This is a genomic window from Pseudomonas arsenicoxydans (assembly GCF_900103875.1).
Lineage (GTDB): Bacteria > Pseudomonadota > Gammaproteobacteria > Pseudomonadales > Pseudomonadaceae > Aquipseudomonas > Aquipseudomonas arsenicoxydans.
The window spans coordinates 2,814,961-2,834,828 of record NZ_LT629705.1 but is presented as its reverse complement, the minus strand read 5'-3'; the positions used below and the strand labels follow the sequence as shown (position 1 = coordinate 2,834,828).

At 59.4% G+C, this 19,868-nt stretch carries 23 protein-coding genes; 12 read left to right on the top strand and 11 right to left on the bottom strand.

Annotated elements, in window-relative coordinates:
* Positions 1–22: 22 nt before the first annotated feature.
* From flgG to BLQ41_RS13170, 3 genes are all read right to left on the bottom strand, one after another.
* The gene (flgG, locus tag BLQ41_RS13180) at positions 23–808 is read right to left on the bottom strand and encodes a flagellar basal-body rod protein FlgG (RefSeq protein ID WP_090181476.1); all 786 of its coding nucleotides are present in this window, start codon (positions 806–808) and stop codon (positions 23–25) included.
* A gap of 46 nt (positions 809–854) precedes the next feature.
* Positions 855–1,595 (bottom strand): flagellar basal body rod protein FlgF, encoded by a 741-nt coding sequence (locus tag BLQ41_RS13175; protein WP_090181474.1) that lies wholly within the window; start codon positions 1,593–1,595, stop codon positions 855–857.
* Between the two features lie 321 nt (positions 1,596–1,916).
* Positions 1,917–3,479: a sigma-54-dependent transcriptional regulator gene (locus tag BLQ41_RS13170; RefSeq protein WP_090181473.1), complete on the bottom strand. Its 1,563-nt coding sequence runs from the start codon at positions 3,477–3,479 to the stop codon at positions 1,917–1,919.
* Between the two features lie 280 nt (positions 3,480–3,759).
* On the opposite strand from BLQ41_RS13170, the gene phhA reads away from it, so the two are divergent.
* From phhA to BLQ41_RS13145, 6 genes are all read left to right on the top strand, one after another.
* Complete coding sequence (gene phhA / locus BLQ41_RS13165) at positions 3,760–4,545, top strand: phenylalanine 4-monooxygenase (protein ID WP_090181471.1); 786 nt, start codon at positions 3,760–3,762, stop codon at positions 4,543–4,545.
* 105 nt (positions 4,546–4,650) lie between these two features.
* A complete protein-coding gene (locus tag BLQ41_RS13160; RefSeq protein WP_064679132.1) occupies positions 4,651–5,007 on the top strand; it encodes a 4a-hydroxytetrahydrobiopterin dehydratase in 357 nt (118 codons plus the stop codon).
* Positions 5,007–6,200: an amino acid aminotransferase gene (locus BLQ41_RS13155; protein WP_090181469.1), complete on the top strand. Its 1,194-nt coding sequence runs from the start codon at positions 5,007–5,009 to the stop codon at positions 6,198–6,200. The genes BLQ41_RS13160 and BLQ41_RS13155 overlap by 1 nt, the downstream gene beginning before the upstream one ends.
* A gap of 274 nt (positions 6,201–6,474) precedes the next feature.
* Positions 6,475–6,606, top strand: a complete 132-nt coding sequence (locus BLQ41_RS31120) for a hypothetical protein (protein ID WP_010461912.1) — start codon at positions 6,475–6,477, stop codon at positions 6,604–6,606.
* Positions 6,607–6,682: 76 nt separating this feature from the next.
* Complete coding sequence (locus tag BLQ41_RS13150; protein WP_090188525.1) at positions 6,683–6,865, top strand: hypothetical protein; 183 nt, start codon at positions 6,683–6,685, stop codon at positions 6,863–6,865.
* A 104-nt stretch (positions 6,866–6,969) separates the two neighbouring features.
* Complete coding sequence (locus BLQ41_RS13145; protein ID WP_090181467.1) at positions 6,970–8,169, top strand: MFS transporter; 1,200 nt, start codon at positions 6,970–6,972, stop codon at positions 8,167–8,169.
* On the opposite strand, the gene arfB is transcribed toward BLQ41_RS13145, so the two are convergent.
* Positions 8,166–8,579, bottom strand: coding sequence for an alternative ribosome rescue aminoacyl-tRNA hydrolase ArfB (arfB, locus tag BLQ41_RS13140; RefSeq protein WP_090181465.1), 414 nt, complete (start codon positions 8,577–8,579; stop codon positions 8,166–8,168). The two genes, BLQ41_RS13145 and arfB, sit on opposite strands and share 4 nt — an antisense overlap.
* Before the next feature lie 219 nt (positions 8,580–8,798).
* Positions 8,799–10,214: an amino acid permease gene (locus tag BLQ41_RS13135; RefSeq protein WP_090181464.1), complete on the bottom strand. Its 1,416-nt coding sequence runs from the start codon at positions 10,212–10,214 to the stop codon at positions 8,799–8,801.
* Between the two features lie 930 nt (positions 10,215–11,144).
* Here BLQ41_RS13135 and BLQ41_RS30675 point away from each other — a divergent pair.
* Entirely contained in the window at positions 11,145–11,282 is a 138-nt protein-coding gene (locus BLQ41_RS30675; protein WP_167360483.1) for a hypothetical protein, read from the top strand.
* A 68-nt stretch (positions 11,283–11,350) separates the two neighbouring features.
* Positions 11,351–12,316, top strand: coding sequence for a M29 family metallopeptidase (locus tag BLQ41_RS13130; RefSeq protein WP_090181462.1), 966 nt, complete (start codon positions 11,351–11,353; stop codon positions 12,314–12,316).
* 200 nt (positions 12,317–12,516) lie between these two features.
* Here the strand turns inward: BLQ41_RS13130 and rluB are convergent, their stop codons facing one another.
* From rluB to BLQ41_RS13100, 6 genes are all read right to left on the bottom strand, one after another.
* Positions 12,517–13,785, bottom strand: a complete 1,269-nt coding sequence (gene rluB / locus BLQ41_RS13125) for a 23S rRNA pseudouridine(2605) synthase RluB (protein ID WP_090181460.1) — start codon at positions 13,783–13,785, stop codon at positions 12,517–12,519.
* Between the two features lie 143 nt (positions 13,786–13,928).
* On the bottom strand, positions 13,929–14,120 hold the full coding sequence (locus tag BLQ41_RS13120; RefSeq protein WP_090181458.1) for a DUF1289 domain-containing protein: 192 nt from the start codon (positions 14,118–14,120) through the stop codon (positions 13,929–13,931).
* A gap of 142 nt (positions 14,121–14,262) precedes the next feature.
* Positions 14,263–15,261 (bottom strand): SMC-Scp complex subunit ScpB, encoded by a 999-nt coding sequence (scpB, locus tag BLQ41_RS13115; RefSeq protein WP_090181456.1) that lies wholly within the window; start codon positions 15,259–15,261, stop codon positions 14,263–14,265.
* A gap of 11 nt (positions 15,262–15,272) precedes the next feature.
* Positions 15,273–16,031 carry a segregation and condensation protein A gene (locus BLQ41_RS13110; RefSeq protein WP_197678948.1) on the bottom strand — a complete coding sequence of 253 codons (759 nt, stop codon included), beginning with the start codon at positions 16,029–16,031 and terminating at the stop codon, positions 15,273–15,275.
* A gap of 60 nt (positions 16,032–16,091) precedes the next feature.
* On the bottom strand, positions 16,092–16,721 hold the full coding sequence (locus tag BLQ41_RS13105; protein ID WP_090188522.1) for an L-threonylcarbamoyladenylate synthase: 630 nt from the start codon (positions 16,719–16,721) through the stop codon (positions 16,092–16,094).
* A 13-nt stretch (positions 16,722–16,734) separates the two neighbouring features.
* Positions 16,735–17,598: a PHP domain-containing protein gene (locus BLQ41_RS13100; RefSeq protein WP_090181452.1), complete on the bottom strand. Its 864-nt coding sequence runs from the start codon at positions 17,596–17,598 to the stop codon at positions 16,735–16,737.
* An 87-nt stretch (positions 17,599–17,685) separates the two neighbouring features.
* Between BLQ41_RS13100 and BLQ41_RS13095 the strand changes: the two genes are divergently transcribed.
* The 4 genes from BLQ41_RS13095 (at position 17,686) to BLQ41_RS13080 (ending at position 19,791) form a co-directional block, all read left to right on the top strand.
* On the top strand, positions 17,686–18,282 hold the full coding sequence (locus BLQ41_RS13095) for a septation protein A (RefSeq protein WP_090181450.1): 597 nt from the start codon (positions 17,686–17,688) through the stop codon (positions 18,280–18,282).
* A 1-nt stretch (position 18,283) separates the two neighbouring features.
* The gene (locus BLQ41_RS13090) at positions 18,284–18,583 is read left to right on the top strand and encodes a YciI family protein (RefSeq protein WP_090181447.1); all 300 of its coding nucleotides are present in this window, start codon (positions 18,284–18,286) and stop codon (positions 18,581–18,583) included.
* Positions 18,584–18,692: 109 nt separating this feature from the next.
* Positions 18,693–19,106 carry a translation initiation factor 2 gene (locus BLQ41_RS13085; RefSeq protein WP_090181445.1) on the top strand — a complete coding sequence of 138 codons (414 nt, stop codon included), beginning with the start codon at positions 18,693–18,695 and terminating at the stop codon, positions 19,104–19,106.
* 7 nt (positions 19,107–19,113) lie between these two features.
* On the top strand, positions 19,114–19,791 hold the full coding sequence (locus BLQ41_RS13080; protein WP_059407604.1) for a response regulator transcription factor: 678 nt from the start codon (positions 19,114–19,116) through the stop codon (positions 19,789–19,791).
* The last annotated feature ends 77 nt before the right edge of the window (positions 19,792–19,868 follow it).

The window sequence follows — 19,868 nt, the reverse complement described above, 5'->3', positions numbered from 1 at the left end:
TCATGCCGCCTCATAGACTTGATTACAGATTCTGCGTTACGAACGAGAGCATCTGGTCGGCGGTGGAGATCACCTTGGAGTTCATCTCGTAAGCGCGCTGAGTGGTGATCATGTTGACCATCTCTTCAACGGTGCTGACGTTGGAACCTTCCAGGGTGTTCTGCAGCGTGGTACCGAAACCGTTCAGGCCCGGGGTGCCGACTTGTGGTGCGCCGCTGGCCGCGGTTTCCAGGAACAGGTTGTTACCGACCGCTTGCAGACCGGCCGGGTTGATGAAGTCGGCGGTTTGCAGGTTGCCGATCACCTGAGAGGCCGCGTTGCCGGGAACGGTGATGGACACCGTGCCGTCCGTACCGACCGTAAAACTCTGGGCGTTGTTCGGGACCACGATCGCCGGTTCCAGAGCGAAACCGCTGGCATTCACGACCTGACCATTGGAATCGAGGTGGAACGTGCCGTCACGGGTGTAGGACGTGGTGCCATCCGGCTGCAGGATCTGGAAGAAACCGCGACCATTGACCGCCAGGTCGAGTGGCTGCTCAGTGGTCTGCAGGCTGCCGGCGGTGAAGTTTTTCTGGGTGCCGACAATGCGCACACCGGTACCCACTTGCAGACCGGTCGGCAGTGCGCTGTCCTGGGTCGACTGGGCGCCAGGCTGACGTTTGATCTGGTACAGCAAGTCCTGGAACTCGGCGCGATCACGTTTGAAACCCGTGGTCGATACGTTCGCCAGGTTGTTGGAAATGGTGGTCAGGTTGGTGTCCTGGGCGGACAGACCTGTTTTGGCAACCCATAGAGCCGGAAGCATTTCGATTCTCCTCGTGCGCCTGTTTTACGGCGCGACGTTCTGGTAATTAGCTGATCTGCAAGACCCGAGCCATGGCCTGGTCATCGTCTTTGGCGGTGTTCATCATCTTGATGTGCAGCTCGAACTGCTTCGACAAGGCCAGCACCGAAGTCATTTCTTCCACGGCATTGACGTTGCTCGACTGAAGGAACCCAGACACCAGCTTGACGCCCGCATCGGCTTGCGCCGGCTTGCCGTCCTTGGTGTGGATTGAACCATCCAGGCCTTTGGTCATGTTCTTCGGGTCGGGGTTGACCAGCTTGATACGGTCGACTTGAGCGATTACCCGCGGGCCCTCACCCATCGAACGAATACTGATCGTGCCGTCTTCGCCCACTTCGATTTTCTGCTCGGGCGGCACGGCGATCGGCCCGCCATTGCCCATCACCGGCATACCGTTGCCGGCCCGCAGCACGCCCAAGGCGTCAACGTTCAGGCTACCGGTGCGCACGTAACTTTCGCTGCCGTCAGGGCTTTGCACGGCAATCCAGCCGTCGCCGGTCACTGCGACATCCAGATCACGGCCGGTTTCTACCATCGAACCTGACGAGAAGTCGGTGGCCGGACGCTCGGTCATGGCAAAGGCACGCGCCGGAAAGCTGTCACCAAACACCGGCATCGAACGAGCCTGTTCCAGGTCTTTCTGAAAACCGTTGGTGGAGATGTTTGCCAGGTTGTTGGCATGAGCCTTCTGCGCCAGTGCATTCTGGCTGGCGCCGGTCATTGCCACATAAAGGTACTTATCCACAGTCTTTCCTCTGCATGCCGGACGTTTGCCGCCCACTGCTGTACTGCTGAGCGACAAGCAATTAGCAGACCAACTTTTTTCTGACGGTGCCGGGCCCGGCAAACAAAGGACTTGAGGGGTTTTCAGGGGATTGGGGGAAATGTATCGAAGACGAAAAACCGGCGGTGTTATGCCGCTTCGCGGCAATCTTAAATGCCGTTGTCCATATGATCGTTCCCACGCTCTGCGTGGGAATGCAGCCCGGGACGCTCCGCGTCCCATCAAGAGCCGAACGCGGAGCGTCCGTTGAGGCGTTCCCACGCAGAGCGTGGGAACGATCAGTCAAATGCCGTTGTCCTTACCGACTTCGTACTCACGCAATTTATTGGCAATGGTGGTGTGCGAAACCCCCAACCGCTTGCCCAGTTGACGACTGCTCGGATGCTCGGAATACAGGCGCTCCAGCACTGCTTTCTCAAAACGCCCGACAATCTCATCCAGCCCGCCCTCAAGCGAAAAATCGCCGAGCGGCTGACGCACACCGTAGTCCGGCAGACGAATATGTTCGGCCTTGACCGTCCCGCCCTCACACAACGAAACCGCCTGGAACAACACGTTTTCCAATTGCCGGACATTGCCCGGCCAGTGGTAATGACTAAGCCGCTCCATCGCCGCCGGCGCCAGTTTTGGCAGCGGACAACCAATCTGCCGGCTGGCCTGATCGAGGAAGTGTTCCACCAGCGGCGTCAGTCCATCGAGGCATTCACGCAGCGGCGGGATGTGCAACGAGAGCACGTTCAAACGGTGATACAAATCCTGGCGAAACTCGCCGCGCGAGCACAACTCGGACAAGTCGACCTGCGTCGCGCAGATCACCCGCACATCCAGATAAACCTCTTCATCGCTGCCCACACGACGGAAGCAACCGTCCTGCAGGAAACGCAGTAATTTCACCTGCAAGCGCGGGCTCATTTCCCCGACACCATCCAGAAACAGCGTACCGCCCGCCGTCAATTCCAGCAGCCCAAGCTTGCCTTCAGCCCTTGCGCCTTCGAAAGCGCCGGGGCCGTAGCCGAACAATTCAGTCTCGGCCATCGATTCCGGCAGACCGGCGCAATTGAGCGCCATCAAGGGTGACTGCCCTCGCGGGCTGGCCAGGTGACAGGCCCGCGCCAACAACTCTTTGCCAGTGCCGGTCTCGCCTTCGATCAAGAGCGGCGCATCCAGTGGCGCCATGCGTCGCGCCTCGCGCACCACCGCCGCCATCACCCTGGAGCTTTGGAAGATGCTGTCGAACCCGCGCAACTCCTGCTTGCGCACGTTATAAATGCGCTCGCCGACGCGGTCGGCGCGGTGCAACGTCAGCACCGCACCTGCCATCGCCTCGCTGTCGTCATGCTCCGATTGCAGTGGCGCGATATCGGCCAGAAACACGTCACCCTTGACCTTCACCCGCAAGCCGTTGATCCGCGACTTGTTGGCACGCACCAGTTCCGGCAAGTCGAAATCCTCGGCGTAACGCGACAGCGGAATCCCCGGCACTTCATCCACCCGAACCCCGAGCAACTGAGCCGCCGCACGGTTGGCCGCGACAATCGAGCCGCCCATGTCGATCGACAGCACCGGAAACTCCAAGGCACCGAGCAAGGCATTGAGCTCCATGTGCCGACGCTCGCTGGGCATCAGGCCTACGCGCTTGACGCCGAATACGCCGGCAATCGATTCAAATTTCGGACGCAGGGCCTGGAACTGGATGTTGATCAGGTTCGGGCAATGCAGGTAGATCGCGTTGCCGTGCTCACCGCCGACCTCGCCGCGAGCGACGTTGATTCCGTACTCGACCAGCAAGTTGAGAATATCGCGCAGGATGCCGATGCGGTTCTGGCAGTGGACTTTGATACGCATATAAAGGCCCGAAACAGGAGTGATCGAGGGCCCGCGTCAGGAATTTTCTGCGCAGGCGCCAACTTTGTCGTCAAGATTATGTGACACCTGTGGACTGATTCAACCCCGAAAATCTCAATACCTGCGCCATAGCGGCTAATCCGTAACGAATTCTTTACGAAAAATGACGATTTTTCCTACTCTCGACGCCTGACACCTGCTGCAACGCCTTACACCTTGGGGTATTTCTAGATCCATAGCAGGACATAACAAGAACGAAATCCCCTAGCAGGAGAGCAGCATGAAGCAGACGCAATACGTGGCTCGCGAGCCCGATGCGCAAGGTTTTATCGACTACCCCGCCGAAGAACACGCGGTGTGGAACACGCTGATCACCCGCCAACTGAAAGTGATCGAGGGCCGTGCGTGCCAGGAATACCTGGACGGTATCGAAAAACTCGGTCTGCCCCACGACCGCATTCCGCAACTTGGCGAGATCAACAAAGTCCTCGGCGAAACCACCGGGTGGCAAGTTGCCCGGGTGCCGGCGCTGATCCCCTTCCAGACCTTCTTCGAATTACTGGCCAACAAGCAGTTTCCGGTGGCGACGTTTATCCGCACCCGTGAAGAGCTGGACTACCTGCAAGAGCCGGACATTTTCCACGAGATCTTTGGCCACTGTCCGCTGCTGACCAACCCCTGGTTCGCCGAATTTACCCACACCTACGGCAAACTTGGCCTACAGGCTTCCAAAGAAGAACGCGTGTATCTGGCGCGCCTGTACTGGATGACCATCGAGTTCGGCCTGGTGGATACCGAACAAGGCCTGCGCATTTACGGCGGCGGCATTCTCTCTTCGCCCAAAGAAACCGTTTACTGCCTGTCGGACGAGCCTGAACATCAAGCCTTCGATCCGCTGGAATGCATGCGCACGCCGTATCGCATCGACATCCTGCAACCGCTGTACTTTGTCTTGCCGAACCTCGAGCGCCTGTTCGATCTGGCCCATGAAGACATCATGGGCATGGTCAAGCAAGGCATGCAGTTGGGCTTGCACACTCCCAAATTTCCGCCCAAAGCTGCTTGATCCGCAGCTTTTAGAATCAAGTGAGCCTGTCAGGACCCGACGCTTTGGTTTAGCGTGGGGGTACTGACGGTCGAATTCCAATAATCAGATTTCAGGAATCTCATCATGTCCACATTGAACCAAGCCCACTGCGAAGCCTGCCGCGCCGATGCCCCTCAGGTCAGCGACGAAGAATTGCCGGTACTAATCAAGCAGATCCCCGACTGGAACATCGAAGTTCGCGACGGTGTTATGCAGCTGGAAAAAATCTTCCTGTTCAAGAACTTCAAACATGCGCTGGCGTTCACTAACGCGGTCGGCGAAATCTCCGAGGCCGAAGGTCACCACCCGGGCCTGCTGACCGAGTGGGGCAAAGTCACCGTGACCTGGTGGAGCCACTCCATCAAGGGTCTGCACCGCAACGATTTCATCATGGCCGCGCGCACTGACGAAGTGGCCAAAGACGCCGAGGGCCGCAAATAATGCATTTTGACGCCATAGGTCGAGTGCCCGGCGACCCGATTCTCGGCCTGATGGAGGCCTATGCGCAGGACCCCAACCCGCGCAAATTCGACCTTGGCGTGGGTGTCTATAAAGACGCCCAGGGCCTGACCCCGATTCCCCAGTCCGTGAAGCTCGCCGAGCAACGCCTGGTGGATCGCCAGACCACCAAGACCTACATCGGCGGCCACGGTGAGCCTGCGTTCGGCAAGGCGATCATTGAATTGGTGCTCGGCGCCGATTCGCCGCTGATCGCCGAACAACGCGTTGGCGCCACCCAGACACCGGGTGGCACCGGCGCGCTGCGTCTGAGTGCGGACTTCATTGCCCACTGCCTGCCCGGCCGTGGCGTGTGGCTGAGCAACCCGACCTGGCCGATCCACGAAACCATTTTCGCGGCGGCCGGGGTCAAGGTCAGTCATTACCCGTACGTCGGCAGCGATAACCGCCTCGATGTCGACGCCATGCTGGCCGTACTCAACGAAGCGCCGAAGGGCGATGTGGTGCTGCTGCACGCCTGCTGCCACAACCCGACCGGTTTCGACCTGTCCCATGACGACTGGCGCCGCGTGCTGGACGTGGTGCGCAGTCGCGACCTGGTGCCGCTGATCGATTTCGCTTACCAAGGCTTCGGCGATGGCCTGGAACAGGATGCCTGGTCGACCCGTCTGTTCGCCGACGCGTTGCCGGAAGTGTTGATCACCAGCTCTTGCTCGAAGAACTTCGGCTTGTACCGCGACCGCACCGGCGCGCTGATTGTCTGTGCGAAAACCGCTGAGAAGCTGGTGGATATCCGCAGCCAGTTGGCCAACATCGCCCGCAACCTGTGGTCAACGCCGCCAGATCACGGCGCCGCCGTGGTCGCGACCATCCTTGGCGATCCGGAGCTGAAAAGCCTTTGGGCCGACGAGGTGGAAGCCATGCGCTTGCGCATCGCCCAATTGCGTAGCGGTCTGCTGGAAGCGCTCGAGCCACACGGCTTGCGTGAGCGCTTTGCGCACATGGGCGTGCAGCGTGGGATGTTTTCCTACACCGGTTTGTCGCCGGCGCAGGTCAAACAATTGCGTGATCATCACAGCGTTTACATGGTGGGCACTGGCCGGGCCAACGTCGCCGGAATCGACGCAACCCGACTGGATCTGCTGGCTGAGGCGATCGCCGAAGTCTGCAAGTAACCCTCAGGCAAAACACATCCTCCTGTGGGAGTGAGCCTGCTCGCGATAGCGATCCATCAGTCGGTACATCTGTTGACTGATCCACCGCTATCGCGAGCAGGCTCACTCCCACATTGTTTTGCGTCACCCCTCTCGACCTGTCTAGACAATCCCATCCGTCGAAACATATGGATATAAAAGTCTATTTGTCATTTCTCCTGCTGTATCCTGCCCAAGCTTTGTAAAAGCGCGGATCTACCAGATCTATCAACAGACTTTGCGAGGAGCGCGAAACATGCACGAGATCCCTAATCTCCCCTTCCCAAGCCTGCACGAAACTGAGCAGACAACCACGCAACAAGCCGGTGCCCAACAGCCCGAGCCGAAAGAAGCCACTGAACGCCGCCAGGCTGACAGCGAAGACTGAAACACCCGCAATGCCAGACCGTGTGGAAAGCGCTAACATGCGCTTTCCACACCGCCTGAACCGCGAGTTCGACACCATGAGCGATGATTTCACTGAAACCCAAGCCAGCGTCCTGATCGGCACCGCCGAAAAAATGATCGAGATCTGGAATCGCCTTTCCCCCGAAAAACAAGCCACGCTGCTCGCCCGTTTTGGCAGCGAAGAAAACGCCCTGGCCGCCCTGGTCACGACGCAACTGGTCGCCCCCACCAAAACCTGACTTACGCCACCCGGCAAATAGTTTTACTTTTTCCACGCCTCTCGGCCGCCCGCGCCGGTATCATAAGCAGCCTATCTATCCTGCTTTCCCGTGGACCTTTACCCATGTCTGAAAACCAGCGCCCCCTGGCGGTCACGCTGCAAGTCGTTTCCATCGTTCTCTTTACCTTCATCGGCTACCTGAACATCGGCATTCCCCTCGCCGTATTGCCCGGCTACGTCCACAGCGATCTCGGCTTTGGCGCCGTGATCGCCGGGTTGGTGATCAGCGTGCAATACCTGGCCACCCTGCTCAGCCGGCCGTACGCCGGGAAAATCATCGACAACAAGGGCAGCAAACTCGCGGTGATGTACGGCCTCGCCGGTTGCGGGCTAAGCGGCGTATTCATGCTAATTTCGGCTTGGACCCAGAGCCTGCCGATGCTGAGCCTGATCAGTCTGTTGATCGGCCGCCTGGTGCTCGGCAGCGCAGAAAGCCTGGTGGGTTCGGGCTCGATTGGCTGGGGCATCGGCCGGGTCGGTGCGGCGAACACCGCCAAAGTCATATCCTGGAACGGCATCGCCAGTTACGGCGCACTGGCGGTCGGCGCGCCGCTGGGCGTGTTGCTGGTCAGTCAATTGGGCTTGTGGAGCATGGGCGTGAGCATCGTGTTGCTGGCCATCCTTGGCCTTGCGTTGGCCTGGCCGAAAACTGCCGCGCCGATTGTGGTCGGTGAACGGCTGCCGTTCATGCATGTGCTGGGACGGGTACTGCCCCATGGTTGCGGCCTGGCACTCGGCTCGATTGGTTTCGGCACCATCGCCACCTTCATCACCTTGTATTACGCCACGCAACACTGGAACAACGCGGTGCTGTGCCTGAGCCTGTTCGGCGCCAGTTTCATCGGCGCGCGACTTCTGTTCGGCAACCTGATCAACCGCCTCGGCGGCTTTCGCGTGGCAATTGCCTGCCTGTCGGTGGAAACCCTGGGCTTGTTGCTGTTGTGGCTCGCACCGGATGCGCATTGGGCGCTGGCCGGCGCGGCATTGAGCGGTTTCGGCTTCTCGCTGGTATTTCCGGCGCTGGGAGTTGAAGCGGTCAACCTGGTGCCCGCCTCCAGCCGTGGCGCGGCGGTCGGGGCCTATTCGTTGTTCATCGATTTGTCGCTGGGAATCACCGGACCGCTGGCCGGTGCGATTGCCGCAGGCTTTGGTTTTGCCTCAATCTTCCTGTTCGCCGCGTTCGCTGCGTTGAGCGGATTGGCACTCAGCGTGTACTTGTACCGGCAGGCGCCAAAGTATCGGGAAGAACGCGACGCCCGCTAGAAATCCACCTTGCCGCGCCCGGCCTTGATGCTGCCGCGCTTGGTCTTGGATTCGAGCCGACGCTTCTTCGAACCGAGGGTCGGCTTGGTCGGGCGGCGTTTCTTTTCGACCTTGGTGGCGCTGAGAATCAACTCGACCAGCCGTTCCAGCGCATCCGCGCGATTGGCTTCCTGCGTGCGGTATTGCTGGGCCTTGATGATCAACACCCCATCACTGGTGATGCGACTGTCACGCAGCGCCAGCAGCCGTTCCTTGTAGAACTCGGGCAAGGACGACGCCGCAATGTCGAAGCGCAGGTGCATGGCGCTGGAGACCTTATTGACGTTCTGCCCACCGGCGCCCTGGGCGCGAATGGCCGTCAACTCGATCTCGGCATCCGGCAGATGCACATTGTTGGAAATCACCAGCATGGAAAAGCGTCCGTATTCAGAACGTGCAGGATACCGCGAATGGACTGAACGAATGCGGCCCTTGTGGGAGCGGGCTTGCCCGCGATTCAAACACTTCGGTCTATCAGGTGTGCCGCGTTATCGTTCATCGCGGGCAAGCCCGCTCCCACAGGGTTTTGCGTGAAGCCTGAAAACAAAACCCGGCACATTGGCCGGGTTTGTTGTTTCTGCGTGCTGCGCTTACTTGGCGTTTGCCGCGTGCAACGCATGTTGCGCACTGCGCTTGTTCTTGATGCCGTAGCAAACCCACATGAACGCCACCCACACCGGGATCGCGTACACCGAGATCTGAATCCCCGGGATCAGCAGCATCACGCCGAGAATGAACACCACGAACGCCAGGCAGATGTAGTTCCCGTACGGGTACCACAGGGCCTTGAACAGCGGCGTCTGTTTGGTCTTGTTCATGTGCTGGCGGAACTTGAAGTGCGAGAAGCTGATCATCGCCCAGTTGATCACCAGGGTCGCAACCACCAGCGACATCAACAGTTCCAGCGCGTTTTGCGGAATCAAATAGTTGAGCAGCACGGCGATCAGCGTCACCGCCGCCGAAGCGAGGATCGAACGCACCGGCACGCCGCGCTTGTCGATTTTCGACAAAGCTTTGGGCGCATCGCCCTGCTCGGCCATGCCCAGCAGCATGCGGCTGTTGCAGTAGGTGCCGCTGTTGTATACCGACAACGCCGCGGTCAGCACCACGAAGTTCAGGATGTGCGCGGCGGTGTTGCTGCCGAGCATCGAGAACACCTGAACGAACGGGCTGCCGCTGTAGGAATCGCCAGACGCGTTCAGAGTTGCCAGCAGACTGTCCCAAGGGGTCAGCGACAGCAGAATGACCAGCGCACCGATGTAGAAAATCAGGATCCGGTAGATCACCTGGTTGATGGCTTTGGGGATCACGGTTTTCGGTTTGTCGGCTTCGGCGGCGGTGAAGCCGAGCATTTCCAGACCACCGAAGGAGAACATGATGATCGCCATCGCCATTACCAGACCGCTGACGCCGTTCGGGAAGAAGCCACCGTGGGACCACAGGTTGCTCACCGAGGCTTGCGGGCCGCCGTGGCCGCTGACCAGCAAGTAGCTGCCCAACGCAATCATGCCGACGATCGCCACGACCTTGATGATCGCGAACCAGAACTCGGCCTCGCCAAAGACTTTGACGTTGGCCAGGTTGATCAGGTTAATCAAGACGAAGAAGCCGGCCGCGGAGACCCAGGTCGGAATGTCCGGCGCCCAGTAGTGGATGTATTTGCCGACCGCAGTCAGCTCCGACATGCCCACCAGAATGTACAGGATCCAGCAGTTCCAGCCCGACAGGAAGCCGGCAAAACCGCCCCAGTATTTGTGCGCGAAGTGGCTGAAGGATCCGGCCACGGGCTCTTCGACGATCATTTCGCCGAGCTGGCGCATGATCATGAACGCGATGAAGCCGCAGATGGCATAGCCGAGGATCATCGATGGGCCGGCGGATTTGAGTACGCCGGCCGAACCGAGGAACAACCCCGTACCGATCGCGCCACCGAGGGCGATCAGTTGAATATGGCGATTTTTCAGGCCGCGTTTCAGCTCGCCTGAATGCGAGTTTTGTCCACTCATGAAAAGGGTCTCACGCAAGGTTTGATGATGTTCAGTAGACGTTGCTGCTCAGTTGCACTTTCAAGCAGCGCCGATCAAACCCCAGCGCAAGCACCAGGAGTTCAGCGTATTTACTACGGTCATGCGTCACCTGTTTGTTTTTATCTGTGACGAAATCGAACCCGACACGCTCGTGACGCGACGGAGTGAACAAGGCGGATAGCCTCGAAATTTGCGCATTTGCGCAGGAGGTCACAGGTAAAACGCGGCGCATTGTACACCTGTAACCCCCTGCTGCCAGACACCACTGGATCAGCGTGTCATTTGCCGGGATTGCCTGTGTCCGCCCCGAGGATCTCGGGCGGCTGCATAAATAGGGTCAGACCTTTGCGGGTCATCGACGGGAGCAACGACAAAATCGCCCCACAGGGAGAGATGGAGATGAGTCACGGCGTTCATTGCGCCTCCTTCTTGTTATGCACCTGCACGACAGGCATGGGGCGCATCTCACCCTTCCAGCGCGCCTGAAACAAGCCGGCCAGAGCCCTGCCACCGGGGTAAACAATGTCATGACGGCAGGTTTTCCTTACAGGCTTTCCGTGCGCGTCAATCCAAGGGTTTTGAAGGGCATTTTCGTCAGCATTTCTTTACAACCCGTAACGTATATTTTCCAGATCAGATCGCTTCGCAGGACGACTGCAAATTGACGGTAGGACGCTTCTTACGGAGAAGGTCGAGTTAGTTTTTTGTTTTTTATTAATAAATCCGCCCCCTCAAAACAGAATAAAAAGTTCAAATAAATCTTATTTAATTATTTTTTTGCAATTTAAAAAACCCTGAACTAGGTTTTCAGCGACTTGCCGAGACGCATCGACCGGCAAGTTGGCGCGTTATTCAATGACTGAAAAATGCGCCGCTGCACTTACCGAAAAGTCATCTAGGAGATTCACAATGCAAGCACTTGAAAAAGACTTGGACACTGAACTGCAACTGGACGATTGGTTTGAAGCACCGACCCATGAAGCCGCCGTTGAAATGATGCAAGCCGATGCGGTTGTTCCGTTCGGCACGGCGATGTGGCCTTTGTAAGCCATCCTGGCGGGCATAGTCCGGCTGGTTGTGCCCGCCACTTTTCTCGCTTTGTCAGGGAGGACTACATGGATAAGCAACGCGCCATTTCGCATTTCCTTTACTACCTCGAACATCACCCTGCCCTTGCCGGGATTCACCCGGCGAAGGTCTTGCTGGGCCATACGGCTGATTACGAGGCGCTGACCGGCGCCATCGTTGAACAGGCCACTGGCAGCCAGTCATTTTGTTTCAGCACCCTGCGCCTGGACCTCGAACCGACAGAAAGGCTGGCTCAGGCGATTGTCGACAGCGACCTGTACATTTTCTTCTATGACTCTTCCACCCTGGCCAATCCACGGCCCGAAGGCCCGGAGTTTGTCCGCGCGCTGCAAGGCGTAATGGCCGAGAACTGGAAGAAGTCGCTGCTGTTCAAGGATTACGGCGATTACTTCTACGACACCTTCAGTGTCACGCCGCAACGTATTGCCGGCTTGAACAGCCACTTGATCCAGCGCATGTCTCACGCGACCACCTTAAGTTTCAAAGATGATCACGGCTCGTGGTTTGAAACACCGCTGAGCAGCATCAAGAAGTGGACCGACATCAACGGCGTCGGCAACTTTGATCTGGCCCCCGGCGAAATCGCAACGCACAGCGAAGCCATTAATGGCCGGGTGAAGTTCATGGGGACGTTCCTCAGCACTATCCCGTTTGCCCGCAAATACGGCGTGCTGGATTCACCGCTGGAATTGTGGATCGAGAACTCGACCATCAGCAAAATCGCCACGGACGTGCCGGGGCTGGAACACGACTTCAACAAATACCTGGAAGCCAACCCATCGAATCGGCGGATCGAGGAGCTGGGGATTGGCACCAACGAAGGCGTGAAGGCGCTGTACGCGCGCAATGCCGGGTTTGAGGAACGCCATTGCGGATTGCATCTGGGGTTGGGTGGCGGGGCCAAGGGCAGCCATCATCTGGATCTGATTTTTTCCAGTGGCGTGTTGGCGCTGGATGATGAGCCAGTGTTTGATGGGCGGTTTGTGTTTTAGCCAGAGCTAGCAACACAGGGCCACAGGCCCCATCGCGGGCAAGCCCGCTCCCACAGTGGATCGCATTCCTATGTCATACCTCGATCACCTGTGGGAGCGGGCTTGCCCGCGATAAGGCCCGCCCAGGCACCCTGGAACCAAAGCCAGGCCCAAAAAAACGCCAACCCGAAGGTTGGCGTTTTTTATGGGGCGCTTACCGATTACTCAGGCTTGCGACGACCAAAGCCCGGGCGCTGGCCCGAACCGGCTGGTGCACCGCGACGCTTGCCCGATGGCGCGTCCTTGTCGACCAGAACGATGCCTGGGCGTTTCTTCGGCGCTGGCTTGGCCGGGCGCTTGGTGTCCGAAGGACGGTCTGCCACAGGCGTACCGCGACCTGCTGGAGCACCGCGATCACTGCGACCACCGCTTGGCGCACCGCGGCCTTCGCCACGTTCAGTGCGACCATTGGCCGGACGCGGCGTGCGTGGACCGCGCTCGCCATCGGCACGCGGTGCCACTGGCTTGCGGGCCGGACGCTCGCCTTCGATCTTCGGCTCACGTGGAGCACGTGGACCGGCAGCCGGGGCGCCAGCAGCTGGGCGCAACGTACGCACGCGTTCGGTCTTGCCGACCGGACGGGACGATTTGCGCTGCATACGCTCAAGCTTGTCTTTGCTCTTGGCGTTCATCTGCGGCATGGCCACCGGGGTCAGGCCCACTTCAGCACTCAGGATGTCGACTTCGTACTGGCTCATTTCGCGCCAGCGACCCATCGGCAGGTCGGAGTTCAGGAACACCGGACCGAAACGCACGCGTTTCAGACGGCTGACCACCAGGCCCTGGGATTCCCACAGGCGACGGACTTCGCGGTTGCGACCTTCCATTACCACGCAGTGATACCAGTGGTTGAAACCTTCGCCGCCCGGAGCCTGCTTGATGTCGGTGAACTTGGCCGGGCCGTCTTCGAGAACGACGCCTGCTTTCAGACGCTCGATCATCTCGTCATCGACTTCGCCACGTACACGTACCGCGTATTCACGGTCCATTTCGTAGGACGGGTGCATCAGGCGGTTAGCCAGCTCACCGTCGGTGGTGAACATCAGCAGACCGGTGGTGTTGATGTCCAGTCGACCGATGTTGATCCAGCGGCCTTCTTTCGGTTTCGGCATTTTGTCGAACACGGTCGGACGGCCTTCCGGGTCGTCACGGGTGCAGATTTCACCGTCGGGCTTGTTGTACATGATCACGCGGCGTACCGACTCGGCGGCTTCTTCGCGCTTGATCACCTTGCCATCGATGGTGATGGCGTCATGCAGGTCGACGCGCAGGCCAAGCGTGGCGTCTTTGCCGTTGACCTTGATGCGGCCATGACTGATCCAGGCTTCTACGTCACGGCGCGAGCCGACGCCGATACGGGCGAGGACTTTCTGCAGCTTTTCGCCTGCAGGGCCGATTTCCTGGTCGTCTTTCTGGTCGTTGATACTCATCTGGGCACCTCCCGGTGTGGTCTGTTCAGGCCTTGCCTGAAGCGATGTAAAACTGAGTCCTGGGCGAAGGGATCGCTCGGGGGTCGCGAATCATACGCTCATGGAAGCATTCGCGCATCAGAGACTAGCTGAGGAATGGAGAGTTACTTGTTTTTCCGCCGACCGGTGGCGCCGAGTTTGATCAGTCGCAAGGAGGCTTCGGCGAGGATTGTATGTTTGTCGGTCTTGTCGAGTTTCTTCCAGACCCTGATCTCGCGCTTGCTGCGGCCACAACCGAGGCAGATGTCGTCGGTGAATTTGCAGATGCTGATGCAGGGGTCTTTTGTAGAACTCATCAAATACTCCAGGCAACACATTCCCCTGTGGGAGCGGGCTTGCCCGCGATGGGGGAGTGTCAGCCGACATCATGGTTGCCTGACCCACCGCAATCGCGGGCAAGCCCGCTCCCACAGGGGGCCATCGTTCTTGGGGTATGCGTCAGTCGTCGAACTCGCGGCGTTCAGCTTCGATCGCTTCAGCGAGGGCGCGGGCTTCGGCGTCTTCGTCGCTTAGCTCGGGTTCGGGCTCGGGTTTGCGCTGCTCAAGTGCAGCGACGGCGGCCAGGAGTTTCTCTCGCGCTTCGGCAACACCGAGGACGTCGTCTTCGCGCTCTTCTTCCGGATCGTCTTCAATTGTGGCTTCCGGCTCAGGTTGAAGTTCAACCTCGATTTCTGGCTCAGGCGCAGGCTGATCCTGCACCTCTTCAGTCTCGGTCACCGCGCCATCGCGCAGAATGTCGTCGAAGTCGGTCTTGAGCCCCTCCTCCATGGTGTCCAGTTCCAGCAACAGCGTATGGAAACTGGTTTCTTCCTTGGGCTCCTCGGGTTCGGCGCTGGCATCGGCCAGTTCCTGCAAGCTGGCCGGGACTGGCGCGTCGTCGAAGTCGAGCACTGGATCAGGCTCCAGCTCACGCAAGTCAGCCAGTGGCGGCAAATCGTCGAGGTTTTTCAGGTTGAAGTGATCGAGAAAAGCCTTGGTGGTGGCGAACATCGCCGGTTTGCCGGGCACGTCACGGTAACCAACGATGCGAATCCACTCGCGTTCCAGCAGGGTCTTGACGATGTGACTGTTGACCGCCACGCCCCGCACGTCTTCGATCTCGCCCCGGGTGATCGGCTGGCGATAGGCGATCAGGGCGATGGTTTCGAGCATGGCGCGCGAATACCGCTGCGGGCGTTCTTCCCACAAGCGTCCGACCCACGGCGAGAACTTTTCGCGAATCTGCAAGCGATACCCAGAGGCCACTTCCTTCAGTTCGAAGGCGCGACCGTCGCAGGACTTGGCCAGAATCGTCAGGGCTTTCTTGAAGACCGGCGGCTCCGGTCGCTCGCCCTCTTCAAAGAGTTCGAAGAGGCGTTCCAGCGATTGCGGTTTTCCCGAGGCCAACAGAAAGGCTTCAAGCAGTGGCGCCAGCTCGCGGGGTTCAGTCAGGTTCATGATTCAACTCGTTATTCGGCTCGGGCTCGCACGTGGATCGCCGCGAACGGCTCATTCTGCACCAGCTCGACCAAAGATTCCTTGACCAGTTCAAGGATCGCCATAAAGGTCACCACGACCCCCAGGCGTCCTTCTTCAGCGGTGAACAGCTCGACAAAGGGCACGAAACCGCCGCCCTTGAGCCGGTCCAGCACGTCGCTCATACGCTCGCGGGTAGACAGCGCCTCGCGGCTGACCTGGTGACTTTCGAACATGTCGCCACGGCGCAAGACTTCGGCCATGGACAGCAGCAGCTCTGACAGGCGCACGTCCGGCAACAGCTTGCGCGCCCGGGCTTCGGGCGCATCGAGCTTGGGCACTACCACGTCGCGCCCGACCCGGCTCAGGCCATCGATGCCTTCGGCGGCCGCCTTGAAGCGTTCGTACTCCTGCAAGCGCCGGATCAGCTCGGCGCGCGGGTCGTCTTCTTCGTCTTCGATGGTTTCGGCACGCGGCAGCAACATCCGCGACTTGATCTCGGCCAGCATCGCGGCCATCACCAGGTACTCGGCGGCCAGTTCCAGGCGCACCGACTGCATCAACTCGACATACCCCATGTACTGACGGGTGATTTCCGCCACCGGGATGTCGAGGATGTTGATGTTCTGTTTGCGGATCAGGTACAGCAGCAGGTCGAGAGGACCTTCGAAGGCTTCGAGAAAAACCTCGAGCGCGTCCGGCGGGATGTACAGGTCCAGCGGCATCTCCATGACCGCCTGGCCATAAACCATGGCGAAGGGCAGCTCCTGCTGGGCGCCGGCCTGACTGTCAACGGGTTCTACTGCGGACATCTACGCCTCGGCCATGAACGGCGCAGGGTCGCCGCAACCAACGCGGATCACTTCCGGCTCGCCGTCGGCGAGGTTGATCACGGTAGACGCCTTGATCCCGCCGAAACCGCCATCAATGATCAGGTCGACCTGATGCTCGAGTGCCTGGCGCATTTCGTAAGGATCGGTCATCGGATCGGTTTCGCCGGGCAGGATCAGGGTCACGCTCATCAGCGGCTCACCGAGTTCTTCAAGCAGCGCCAAGGCTATCGGATGGCTTGGCACCCGCAGGCCGATGGTGCGTTTTTTCGGATGCAGCAACAGCCGCGGGACTTCGCGGGTGGCGTTCAGAATGAAGGTGTACGGTCCCGGCAGGTGGGCCTTGAGCAACCGGAAAAGTCCGGTATCAATCTTGGCGAACACCCCCAGTTGCGACAGGTCGCTGCAAATCAGCGCGAAGTTGTGCTTGTCGTCCAGCCCGCGCAACCGGCGCACGCGCTCCACGGCGTTCTTGTCGCCGATCTGGCAACCAATCGCGTAGGACGAGTCTGTGGGATAAATCACCACCCCGCCTTTGCGGATGATCTCGACAGCCTGTTTGATCAGGCGCGCTTGCGGGTTTTCCGGATGAATCTGGAAAAATTGACTCACATTCTCTACCTGTTCAGACGGCGGCAATAATTGGGTCATGTTTGAATCGACACCACAGTGGTGGCAGATCCTCCGGGAGCGGGCGATATTCACCGATCTCGGACCAGCCTCCAGGGCCATGAAAATCACTGCCGGCGCTGACCAGCAGACCGAATTCACGGGCGAGAATCGCCAGGCTGCCCACTTGTTCGGCGGGCTGATGGCCATTGACCACTTCGATAGCGTGGCCCCCAGCTTGAATATAGTCAGAAATCAGGCGGCGGCGCTTGCTGCGAGTGAAATCGTAGTGCCACGGATGCGCCAGGCTGACCCAAGCTTGCGCGGCCCTGAGGGTTTCGACCGTGTCTTCGAGCGTCGGCCAGTGTTGCTTGACGTCGCCCAGCTTGCCGGCGCCCAGCCATTTACGGAACGCTTCGGCGCGATCCTTGACGAAACCTTCACGCACCATCCAGTCGGCGAAATGCGGACGGGCCGGCGCGTTGCCGCTGTCACCCAGCTCTTGCTGCATGGCCCGGGCACCGTCCAGCGCTCCCGGCATGCCTTTCAACGCCAGCTTGCGGCTTATTTCTTCGGACCGTAGCCAGCGGCCATCGTGCAATTTGGCGATGGCCTCGACCAACGGTGCGGCATTGACATCAAACCCGTAGCCCAGCACATGAATGGTCGCCCCACCCCAGGTGCAGGACAATTCAACGCCATTGACCAGCTGCATTCCCAGTTCGGACGCGGCGGTGCGGGCCTCATCGAGGCCTTCCAGGGTGTCGTGATCGGTCAAGGCCAGGACTCGCACGCCTTTCTCGTACGCACGCGCAACCAGAACTGCCGGCGCGAGTGCGCCATCGGAAGCGGTGCTATGGCAGTGCAAATCGACATTCACGGGGATGTGTTACCTCAAATCAGCTGGCGCTATCGCGCGCCCATATGTTTGTTATTATGCCGCCACATCCTGCTTCTGGCTGCCACTGTGAAACAATTCATCGATTTCATCCCGCTTCTGCTGTTTTTCATCGTCTTCAAGATCGATCCACGGGTCGTCGACGTCGCCGGCCATGAAGTGACTGTAGGCGGTATCTACAGCGCCACCGCGATGCTGATCATCAGCTCCCTGGTGGTTTACGGCGCGCTGTTCATCAAGCAGCGCAAGCTGGAGAAGAGCCAGTGGCTGACCCTCATTGCCTGTCTGGTGTTCGGTAGCCTGACATTGGCGTTCCACAGCGAGACCTTCCTTAAATGGAAAGCGCCGGTGGTCAACTGGCTGTTCGCCCTGGCCTTCATTGGCAGCCACTTCATCGGCGACCAACTGCTGATCAAGCGCATCATGGGCCACGCACTGACGCTGCCGGACCCGATCTGGACGCGCCTGAACATCGCCTGGATCGGATTTTTCCTGTTTTGCGGTGCCGCCAACCTGTTCGTCGCGTTCACGTTCCAGAGCTACTGGGTCGACTTCAAGGTCTTCGGCAGCCTGGGCATGACGTTGCTGTTCCTGGTCGGCCAGGGCATTTACCTGTCCCGCCACCTGCATGACGCCGATACCACAACGCCAAAAACCGAGGACTGACATGCTTTACGCAATCATTGCCACAGACGTTGCCGACTCCCTCCAAGCCCGCCTGGCCGCACGGCCTGCACACCTTGAGCGCCTGCAAGTGCTCAAGGGCGAAGGGCGTATCGTGTTGGCCGGTCCGCACCCGGCGGTCGACAGCAATGATCCGGGCGCTGCGGGTTTCACCGGCAGCCTGATCGTCGCCGAGTTCGATTCCCTGAGCGCGGCACAAGCTTGGGCAGATGCGGATCCTTACATCGCCGCAGGCGTCTACGCCAACGTTTCGGTCAAGCCGTTCAAGCAAGTCCTGCCATAAAGTCCTGTCTCGCGGTGAACCTTGTCGGTTCATCGCGCTCTCAACGCTCATTATTCTCGTTTGACTGCCGACAACCTGCCCAATACTCGTATTGGAATCAGGAGTGGCGATGCGCAAAGGTCCGTTGTGTCTGATGTTGGTGACGTTGTCGATTGTGGCCCCTGCCCACGGTGAGGAACGCGCCGAGGGCGCCGGTTCGACGCCGTTGTCATTGAGCGCCGGCAGCCAGATCACCGAGTTGCAACAACGCTTGAAGGTGAGCGAACAGCAACGAGAAGAACTGAGCAAACAACTGCAAAATACCGATAACGAACGTGAAAGCGCTCAACTGACCCGGTTGCGCCAAGAGAATCAGCGCCTCAAGCTGCAACTCAAGGAAACCCAGGCCAGCAACCCGCTGCCACGCCTGCTGACCGATCAACAGCAATGGTTCGTCATTGGCGCCGCAGTTGCGCTTTTGGCACTGCTCTGCGGTATCTTCGCCAGCGGTGCCACGAGAAAACGTAGGCAATGGCTAAATTGAGTGAGTCATGAGCGAGCTGTTATTAATTGATGATGACCAGGAGCTGTGTGAGCTCCTGAGCAGTTGGCTGAGCCAGGAAGGCTTTCAGGTCCGTGCCTGTCACGACGGCCAGAGTGCCCGCCGTGCGCTGGCCGAAACGTCTCCGGCGGCCGTGGTGCTGGACGTGATGCTGCCCGACGGCAGCGGCCTGGAGCTGCTCAAGCAATTGCGCAGCGATCATCCCGATTTGCCGGTGCTGATGCTCTCGGCCCGTGGCGAGCCACTGGATCGCATCCTCGGCCTGGAACTGGGCGCCGACGATTACCTGGCCAAGCCGTGCGACCCGCGGGAACTGACAGCCCGTCTGCGCGCCGTATTGCGCCGCAGTCATCCGGCGGCCGTGTCGAGCCAGCTCGAACTGGGCGACCTGTGTTTCAGCCCGGTGCGCGGTGTGGTCAGCATCGACGAACAGGAATTCACCCTCACCGTCTCCGAAAGCCGCCTGCTCGAAGCCCTGCTCAAGCAACCTGGCGAGCCGCTGGACAAGCAGGAACTGGCGCAAATCGCCCTCGGTCGCAAACTGACCCTGTACGACCGCAGCCTGGACATGCACGTCAGCAACCTGCGCAAAAAGATCGGCCCGCACCCCGACGGCCGTCCGCGCATCATTGCCCTGCGTAGCCGCGGTTATTACTACAGCCTGTAAGATTTGTCAGGTCGGCGAGAAATCGTCTTTACCCAAGCTTTACGCTGCGCTGACCGCCGCTTACCTTGATCCTCGTA